This window comes from Dorea sp. MB18-49 (genome assembly GCF_023669465.1).
GTDB classification, from domain to species: Bacteria; Bacillota; Clostridia; order Lachnospirales; family Lachnospiraceae; genus Dorea_A; species Dorea_A longicatena.
The window spans coordinates 20592-29772 of the sequence record NZ_JAMOYX010000040.1 but is presented as its reverse complement, the minus strand read 5'-3'; the positions used below and the strand labels follow the sequence as shown (position 1 = coordinate 29772).

At 40.6% G+C, this 9181-nt stretch carries 6 protein-coding genes and 1 other annotated feature (1 of these 7 running past the window's edge); of the genes, 1 reads left to right on the top strand and 5 read right to left on the bottom strand.

All coding sequences use genetic code 11. From position 1 onward, the window contains the following. Window positions 1–81 precede the first annotated feature (81 nt). Complete coding sequence (locus NCY30_RS11400; RefSeq protein WP_055213697.1) at window positions 82–3285, bottom strand: AAA family ATPase; 3204 nt, start codon at window positions 3283–3285, stop codon at window positions 82–84. Next, the gene (locus tag NCY30_RS11395; RefSeq protein WP_130096666.1) at window positions 3286–4449 is read right to left on the bottom strand and encodes an exonuclease SbcCD subunit D; all 1164 of its coding nucleotides are present in this window, start codon (window positions 4447–4449) and stop codon (window positions 3286–3288) included. It lies immediately after the preceding gene. Window positions 4450–4562: 113 nt separating this feature from the next. Between NCY30_RS11395 and NCY30_RS11390 the strand changes: the two genes are divergently transcribed. Next, window positions 4563–5255 (top strand): YkgJ family cysteine cluster protein, encoded by a 693-nt coding sequence (locus NCY30_RS11390; RefSeq protein WP_022415586.1) that lies wholly within the window; start codon window positions 4563–4565, stop codon window positions 5253–5255. 165 nt (window positions 5256–5420) lie between these two features. Here NCY30_RS11390 and NCY30_RS11385 read toward each other — a convergent pair whose 3' ends face one another. The 3 genes from NCY30_RS11385 to leuS form a co-directional block, all read right to left on the bottom strand. Continuing rightward, on the bottom strand, window positions 5421–5558 hold the full coding sequence (locus tag NCY30_RS11385; protein WP_155512068.1) for a hypothetical protein: 138 nt from the start codon (window positions 5556–5558) through the stop codon (window positions 5421–5423). Between the two features lie 102 nt (window positions 5559–5660). Continuing rightward, window positions 5661–6194 carry a TIGR00730 family Rossman fold protein gene (locus tag NCY30_RS11380; protein ID WP_006426250.1) on the bottom strand — a complete coding sequence of 178 codons (534 nt, stop codon included), beginning with the start codon at window positions 6192–6194 and terminating at the stop codon, window positions 5661–5663. A gap of 445 nt (window positions 6195–6639) precedes the next feature. Continuing rightward, the gene (gene leuS, locus NCY30_RS11375; protein ID WP_006426252.1) at window positions 6640–9069 is read right to left on the bottom strand and encodes a leucine--tRNA ligase; all 2430 of its coding nucleotides are present in this window, start codon (window positions 9067–9069) and stop codon (window positions 6640–6642) included. Window positions 9070–9163: 94 nt separating this feature from the next. Continuing rightward, window positions 9164–9181: a binding site (T-box leader), on the bottom strand; it runs 263 nt beyond the window's last position.

Here is a 9181-nt window from a genome sequence, read left to right as displayed (position 1 = left end):
CAGATTTCCTTTTTTATCTGCATATACTATAGAGAAAATGACAGCTTCTCTGTATTTCTGATCTTATACCTTATATTTCTCTTATAAAGACCAGCTTACAGAACTTCCCTTTTCGTTCTTTTTCACCACAAGTTTATGATCTATCTGCTCCTTCAGTTCATTTACATGAGAAATAATTCCAATCAGTCTGTCCTTATCTGCAAGATCATTCAACACACGGATTGCCTGATCTCTCGATACATCATCCAAAGACCCGAATCCTTCATCAATAAACATTGTATCGAGATGGATTGCACCTGCTGTATTCTGGACAATATCTGAAAGTCCAAGTGCCATGGATAAAGCTGCCATGAAAGACTCTCCTCCCGATAATGTTTTTACATCTCTGACCGTATCTGTTGCCATATGATAAACATCCAGATCCAGTCCGGCCTGTCCCTGGCTACCCAGTTTTTCTACATCTCTGCATTGCAGAATAAACTCTCCTGACGTCATACGAACCAGTCTCTTATTCGCAGCACGTATGATCTGACGGAAATACTGCCTCTGAATATAGGTCTCAAAATCAAGCTTGGCACTTCCGCTCAGATTCCCATTTGCTGTCTTACTCAGATTTCCAACAATCTCATACTGCTTCTGAAGTCCACTGTTCTTTTCAAAATTACGTTTCAGATTGTCTCTTATCTCACGGTTTCTTTCATTGGTATTATGAAGTTTCATATATTCCTTACGGATTTCTTCCAGCTCTCCGGATGCCTCTTTTATCTCCCGCGCAATCTGTTCCGTATCTTTTCTTTCTTTTCCCTCTAACTGTTGCTCAAGCAATGTCCTGTTCGCTTCCAGTTCCTGCAATTCTTTCTGATATGCCTCTATCCATTGTTCTGCTTCTTCCAGTTCTCTCTCAGTCATACATTGACTATGGTAGCTTTCTTCGTCCTCAAATCCCTGCTCTTTTATAATCTGTTTATAGGAACGTATCTTTTTCTGTACTTCTTCCTGTGATTGCACGACAGATGCTGATACGGTCTTCTGTTGTCCTTCCAGTTCCTTTTCTTTATTCTGCTTTTCCGTAAGACATCTTGTTACCGTCTCGTAATTATTTCTGACCAACTCAAGTTTTCCTGTTATCTCTCTCAGATGTTCTTCGGCTTCTTCCATCGTCTTGTATGGAAGCTTCTCCTCCATTGCCTGATACTCCGCCTCCAGCTTTGTATACATAAGTTTTGATTCCGTCAGACTCTGGCTGGTCTTTCGTTCTTTTTCTTCCAATTTTTCTATCTGGTTCGCAATCTGTTCCTGATTCTCTTTTAACGTTCTACATCTTTCAAAAATTTCTTCCAGCTGTTTCAATCTTTTTTCCGTTTCCATAAGCGTACGCTTCAGGCTTTGTATCTTCTCTTTCCAGCCAATTCCAGTTATATCTTCCACCTCATCTTTTATATTCTTTCGAAGTGTCAGACAGATTTCCTGTGCTGCCTGATATCCCGCAAGACATTTCCTGAATGCTTCTGTTTTTATATCTCTTATTTTTTCTTTCTTATCCCTTTCAGCTTTTGCAAGTTCCACTTCCGCCTGCGTCGGCGCCTCATCACTCAAGGCTGCAATCTGTGGATGTTCTCTGGAACCACAGACCGGACAAGGCTGCCCATCTTCCAGATTCAAAGCAAGTATCCCCGCCTGTTCATTCAGGAACTTGTGATACTTCATTTCATATTCCGCCCAGGCATTTTCATAATTCTTCTGCTCCCTGTCTGCTTCCTTCTTTGCTCTTTCGCAGTCTTCTTTTAATTCTTCTTTTCTCTCTTCCTGATGGTCAAGCTCTTCGTAATGGCGTATCTGTTCTTCTATATGTTCTTTTTGATTCCTGCATTCATTTATGCATGTTTCTATCTTTTCATATTTCTTTAGAAATGTTAATATTTCTTTTCGATTGTTTTGCAGGATTTCTTTCTTCTGTAGTATGGTTTCCGATTGATTAAGATAGTTTTTTATTTCTTTTGTAATTTTATCTAATTCTTCTTTTTTTGCATTCATACTTTGATACTGTAAAATTGCATCCTGTATCCGCACCTTTTTTTCTGTAAGTACTGTCTCTTTTTCCGTCTTTTCCCGGCCAGCTTCTTTCTGTTTGTCTGTTAATTCCTGCAGCTGCTTCCGGCATTCCTGTAATTCCTTTTGAAGACTACGTTCCTGTACTTCCAGTTTTGTCAGGCGCTTTTCTTCCTCCAGATACCTTTTTTCTTCTTGCAGTACACGTCCCGCCTTTTTACCTGTTTGTATCCGTCCTGTTAAAAACTCATATTTCGCTTTTTCCGGCATTTTTTCTTCCAGTCGGCTCAATACCCGTTCATACGAATCAAAGAGCTGATTCAGCAGTTCTGCTTCCTTCAGCAGTCGGTTCTTATCTTCCAGTACCATCTGCGCCCGGGAAGATTCTTTTTTGCATACTTTTTCCCACCGGTTTCCCTGATCAATGATCTCTTTCAAAATCACGGATATACGTTCTCTGTCCGGAATATCCTGCCCGGCAATCACCTTCCACTGCTTTATAAGTTCATTTTCTTCTGTACATTTTTCCAGCTGAACTTCTTCCGGCCACACACCTCCATCCTTCTTATATGACGGATATTCCACTCTGGCCATCTCAAGTTTCATTTCCTGAAGATTTTGTTCCAGCTTCACATATAACTGTACAGCCTGTTTTTTCAGTTCTTCCTGTATCCTGTAGTAAAACCGCGTCTGAAATATTCTGGAAAATATCTTTTTCCGTTCCCTGGACTCAGCCAGCAAAAGCTTGAGAAATTCTCCCTGTGCAATCATGGAAATCTGCGTAAACTGGTCTGCATCCAGTCCGATAATCTCGGAAATCTTCTGATCTGTCTCTCTTTTCTTTCCTTTGAATATGCTGCCGTCCGGCAATGTCAGTTCTACCTTCGGAGTTTCTTTCACATATCTCGGCGACCCGTCTGCATATCTTCTTTTCCCAAGTCGTAGATATTCCGGGTTTCTTCGTATCTTGTATTCTTTCTTTTGATACAAAAAAGTGTACTCTACATAAGTACTCGTTTCTTCTCCAGCATACTGGCTTCGCATCATATTTCCATCTCTGGTTCCTCCGCTGGTCCTGTCATACAATGCATAAGTAATCGCATCAAAGACCGTCGTCTTACCCGCACCTGTATCTCCTGTAATCAGAAACAGACCATTCGGGATCTCCGTAAAATCAATCTCTGTTTTACCGGCATATGATCCAAATGCCGACATAATTAGCTTTACCGGTCTCATCTACTCAACTCCCTTCGCCTTATCGAAGATTTCTTTCATGATCGTCTCTTCTTCCCCATTCATCTCTCTTCCCTGCATCTCCTTATAGAATTCCGCAAAAGAAGTAAAAGGATCTTTCATGACCAGTTCTTCATCCATTTCTTTTAATTTTGTTCTTGTCCGCTGATTATCCACCCGGATCTCCAGTATATGGGAAAATATCCGTTCCAGCTGCTCTTTCGGCTTATACGGATCGATTTCATCTGTCAGTGTAATACTGATATAATCATCTTTTTCCGTCTCTTGGGCTTCTTTTATAATCTCATCCAGTGTTCCTTTTTTCTTTCTGACATCTCTTAACGGATGCAGCGGGTAATTTTCAATTTCCGGCTTCTCGCCTTTTGCCTTTAATGTCACCACGGTAAGACTTTTATTCTGTGTACTCTCGCTGACCGAATACTTTAAAAGCGTTCCACAATAGCGGATCTCCGGTTTTCCGATACACTGTGCACCGTGAAGATGCCCCAGTGCTACATAATCAAATTCTTTCACCGATCCAATATCTACGTTATCAATCCCACCTACAGAAAACACTTCCGAATCACAGGTTTCCGGGCTTTCCGCTTTTTCGCCCACATAGAATTGATGTGAAACTAATACATTTCTTTTATCTTTATAATCTATCTTTTCCCGTTTAATAATTTCTTTTACAGCATCTGAATACGTTTCCGGTGTTCCATCAACAAAAATATTTTTTACATATGCCGGCTTCATAAATGGAAGCAGATAAAAATCCACCTCTCCATATGCATCATGCAAAGTTACTTTTTCAATATGTTCTTCCGGTCTTTCAGGAACATTGCCGGCAAGGTAAATATGATGTCTCTTTAAAATCTCAGATGCATACTTCAGACGATCCGGCGAATCGTGGTTTCCACTGATAATCAGAATCGGAATCTCTGGTGTAATCTCTGAAAGATCCGTCAGGAACTCATCAAATACATTCACAGCTTCTGCCGATGGAACGGACTTATCATAAATATCTCCGGCGATTACAATTGCATCCGGCCGTAATTCTTTTGCATAAGTAATAACTTCTTTTAATATCACCTGTTGATCTTCTTTTAAATTATAACGATGAAGCTGCTTTCCAATATGCAGATCCGATAAATGAAAAAATTTCATACCTTTCCTCATCCCTTCTATTTTATTTGCATCTTTCTCTATTTTACACTATAATCAACTTATCTAACAAGTCTATACAAGAAAACGATAAACACAGATATGAGGTAATAAATATGTTAAGAGAAATTAATTTGGATGAAATATCCGATGGAAGATTATATAGCAGCAATGACATGGCCAAGACAGACTGTAAAGGATGTGATGGCTGCTCTGCCTGTTGTCATGGCATGGGAAATTCCATCGTCCTTGATCCACTGGATGTATACCGGCTTTCCACCAATCTTTCCAAATCTGTAAACGAACTGCTGACCGGCCCTCTGGAACTTAATGTTGTAGACGGTATCATTCTTCCGAATCTGAAAATGGCCAGAGCCGAAGAAGCCTGTTCCTTTCTGGATACTAATGGACGCTGTACGGTCCATGCATTCCGTCCCGGAATCTGCCGTATGTTTCCTCTTGGACGCTTTTATGAAAATCGGTCTTTCCAGTATTTCTTACAGATACATGAATGTCCAAAAACAGACCGTTCCAAAGTAAAAATCAAGAAATGGTTGGATACACCGAATCTGAAAACTTATGAAAAATATATAGCCGACTGGCATTTCTTTCTGAAAGACCTTCAGGAATATGTTATGAATCTTGCTTTCGATTCTTCTGCGAATTCTGACGGAACCGCCAGGACGATCAGTATGCATGTGCTGACGCAGTTTTATCTTACGCCTTATCCGGAAGATGGGGATTTTTATTCTGAATTTTATAAACGATTAGAAAAGTCGCGGCTTTTCACTCAATCAATTGGTATTTAATTTATCATCGTGGCCTCTGAGTCCATGAGAAAGACTTGGTGTTATGTTTGTGGCTAAGATTCCGTGATGTAAGAAAATCTAAGGGCGTCCAAATCTCCGTTAGTTTTTCTAAACATCCCTCCATATACACCACAAACACAACACCAAGTCTTTCTCATGTCATGATTAGCCAATGATACTAAATTCAACAGCGGAATTATAACCTTTGTATGTGATCAGAAAGTTAATAACCGTAGATATAAACTTACCATAATTCAATGTAACCTCTCCCTGAAGATTTAATTTCAGCTGATCGAAGTTCATTCCTTTCCTCATTGGTCTCTCATTTTGTACCTTTTTTATCTTATCATTTTTCTGATTTGACGGTCAATCATCCTGTTCTTATTTTCTTTCATGACATCCCCTCTATTTAGCCAGACACTTCTGAATTTTTTCCAGATTCTCTGCAAAATATATTCCTTCCTGCTTTTCTCTGGATGAAAGATCCATCTCTATCATATGCTCCAGAAGCTGCTTCAGGCTGTCATAATATCCGTTCAGATTATATAGAATACACGGTGCATCCAAATGCTTTAGCGATACCTTGGACATCACCTCCGTGATCTCTTCCAGTGTTCCCGTTCCTCCCGGAAATGCAATGAACGCGTCTCCAAGTTCTATCATCTTTGCCTTTCTTTCTGACATATCTTTCGTCGTGATCAGTTCCGTAATCTCGTCATATACAAATCCTGCATCAATAAAAAACTGTGGCTCTACACCGATTACTTTACCACCGGCCTGCAATACACTTTCTGCAAGTTCTCCCATCAGGCCAGATTTTGAACCGCCATATACAAGAGTATTTCCATTTGTTCCAATCCACGCTCCCAACTCACGCACTGCTTCTTTAAAAAATGGGTCATTTCCTTCATTTGCTCCGAGATATACTGTAATATTCATTTTATACTTCTCCTTGTAAATCTTCTATTATCTTTCAAATAACGGATAGTTCTTCCAATGCCTTACACATATTCAACGAGTGCTAATTCAGTATCAATTCTTTTTCTCCATACAATGAATGCATTCATCTTTTTATAATCCCGTTCATAAATCATCTGGATTATCTCAAATACTGTCCTTATATCTGTATTACGGAATCTGATTGTTTTGCTCGGACCCCTGCTTTTTTCCTGGTATAAAAGCATAGATTTCCGAAATGTAATCAGACTATAGACGGTGACACACACCTTTGACAATTTTGAAATATGCTTTGTTGTATTTTAACACAGCAGTATATATAATTGCAATAAATTATAACTTATATTGACTATAAAAAAGAAGAGGATCACCCGCTCTCTTTCAGGCAACCCTCTTTCCCCATTCATTATAATTCTATATGAATTTCTTATTTCATTACAATATTAATGATCTTCTTCGGAACATAGATCTCTTTGATCACATTTCCTGTCAGCTTGTCGGCAATTGCTTCTTTACCTGCTGCAAGTGCTTCTTCTTTGGAAGCGTCTGCAGAGATCTCGATAACTGCTTTTGTCTTTCCGTTGATCTGTACCGGAACTTTGATCTCATCATCTTTCATAGCGTTCTCGTCGTATTTTGGCCATCCGGCTTTGAATACGCTCTCTGTGTGTCCCAGTTCTTCCCACAGTTCTTCTGCAACGTGTGGTGCGAATGGTGACAGAAGTACTGCCATTGTAGATAATGTCTCTTTGTCGATTCCGCCCTCTTTCTTAGCGATCTCAAGCAGTTTGTTGTTGTGCTCCATGAATGCTGAGATTACTGTATTCAGGCTGAAGCTTTCCAGACGTGTTGTTACATCGTATACCAGTTTGTGACGCTCTTTGATCATCTCTTTTGTTGCTGTGATGTCTGCGTCCTTGCTGTCCATAACAAGGTTCCATACACGTTTCAGGAAACGGTTTACTCCGTCGATTCCTCTGTCATCCCACTCAGCATCTAACTCCGGTGGTCCAACGAAGAGTTCATACATTCTCAGGGAGTCACATCCATAGTCTCTTACCAGATCATCCGGTGATACAACGTTTCCTTTTGACTTACTCATCTTAATACCGTTCTTACCAGTGATCATTCCCTGGTTGAACAGTTTATGGAATGGCTCGTCAAAGTCTACGACTCCGATATCATATAAGAACTTGGTGTAGAAACGTGAATACAGAAGGTGAAGTACTGCATGTTCTACTCCTCCGATATACATATCTACCGGAAGCATCTCATCTGCTTTTTCTCTTGATACGAGTTCTTTATCATTGTGGTTATCTACGTAACGCAGGAAGTACCATGAAGATCCAGCCCACTGTGGCATTGTGTTTGTCTCTCTCTTTGCATCAGCTCCGCACTGAGGGCACTTGCAGTTTACCCACTCATCAATTGCAGCCAGTGGAGATTCTCCTGTTCCTGTAGGCTCGTAAGATTCTACTTCAGGCAGGCGGAGTGGAAGTTCTTCTTCCGGTACCGGTACATTTCCACATTTTGGACAATGTACGATCGGGATTGGCTCTCCCCAGTATCTCTGACGAGAGAATACCCAGTCACGCAGTTTGAAGTTCACTGTCGCACGTCCGATTCCACGCTCTTCGATGATATGTGGTGCTTCTTTCTTCAGTACAGAAGATTCCTGTCCGTTCCATTCTCCGGAATTGATCATGGTTCCGACAGCATCTGTATAAGCCTCTGTCATGTTCTCAATCTCTTTACCGTCTTTTGCAATTACCTGGATGATCGGGATATTGAACTTTGTAGCGAATTCAAAGTCACGATCATCGTGAGCCGGTACACACATGATTGCTCCTGTACCATAGTCAGCCAGTACATAATCAGACAGCCAGATCGGAACTTTTGCTCCGTTGATCGGATTGATCGCATAGCTTCCTGTGAAGACACCTGTCTTTTCTTTATCCTGCATACGGTCTACGTTAGACTTCATAGAAGCATCGTAAATGTACTGCTCTACTGCTTCTCTTGTCTCATCGTTTGCAAGACTCTTAGCCAGTTCATGCTCTGGTGCCAGAACCATGAATGTTGCTCCGTATAAGGTATCTGGTCTTGTTGTGTAAACTGTGATCTTCTCGTCTCTTCCTTCTACAGGGAAATCAACCTCTGCTCCGTAAGATTTTCCGATCCAGTCAGCCTGCATCTTTTTAACCTTTTCAGGCCAGTCCAGTTTATCCAGGTCATTTAACAGTCTGTCTGCATATTTTGTGATCTTTAACATCCACTGACGTAAGTTCTTCTTTGTAACCTCTGCTCCGCAACGTTCGCATTTTCCACCGACTACTTCTTCGTTTGCAAGACCTGTCTTACATGAAGGGCACCAGTTGATCGGGAATTCTTTCTCATAAGCAAGACCTTCTTTAAACATCTTAACAAAGATCCACTGTGTCCATTTGTAGAAATTCGGATCTGTTGTATTTACTTCTCTGTCCCAGTCATAAAGAGCCGCGATCTCATTGATCTGACGTTTGATATTCTTAATGTTGGCAGCTGTGGAGATCTCCGGATGAACGCCCATCTTAATTGCGTAATTCTCAGCCGGAAGTCCGAATGCATCCCATCCCATTGGATGAATGATGTAATAGCCCTGCTGTAATTTATAACGGCTCCATACATCAGAGATTACATATCCTCTCCAGTGACCTACGTGAAGTCCGTTTCCTGACGGATATGGGAACATATCCAGACAGTAATATTTTTCTTTCTTATTTCCATTCTCATCATACTGGACGTTTACCGGGTTTTCTTCCCATTTTTCACGCCACTTTTTTTCAATTGCCTTATGGTTATAAGGGATTTTTGACATTTTTTCGTCCTCCTGTTTTTTATATGGTAACTACTCATACCTGACAGCTTTGCTTGCATACTTTGGTATAAAAAAAGCCTGTTCATCTCGCTTTATAAGAGACGAAAAAGGC

Bases quoted from the DNA above. Each gene is read 5' to 3' on its own strand.
- NCY30_RS11400 (WP_055213697.1), bottom strand. From the start codon at position 3,285: ATGAGACCGGTAAAGCTAATTATGTCGGCATTTGGATCATATGCCGGT.
- NCY30_RS11395 (WP_130096666.1), bottom strand. From the start codon at position 4,449: ATGAAATTTTTTCATTTATCGGATCTGCATATTGGAAAGCAGCTTCAT.
- NCY30_RS11390 (WP_022415586.1), top strand. From the start codon at position 4,563: ATGTTAAGAGAAATTAATTTGGATGAAATATCCGATGGAAGATTATAT.
- NCY30_RS11385 (WP_155512068.1), bottom strand. From the start codon at position 5,558: ATGAACTTCGATCAGCTGAAATTAAATCTTCAGGGAGAGGTTACATTG.
- NCY30_RS11380 (WP_006426250.1), bottom strand. From the start codon at position 6,194: ATGAATATTACAGTATATCTCGGAGCAAATGAAGGAAATGACCCATTT.
- leuS (WP_006426252.1), bottom strand. From the start codon at position 9,069: ATGTCAAAAATCCCTTATAACCATAAGGCAATTGAAAAAAAGTGGCGT.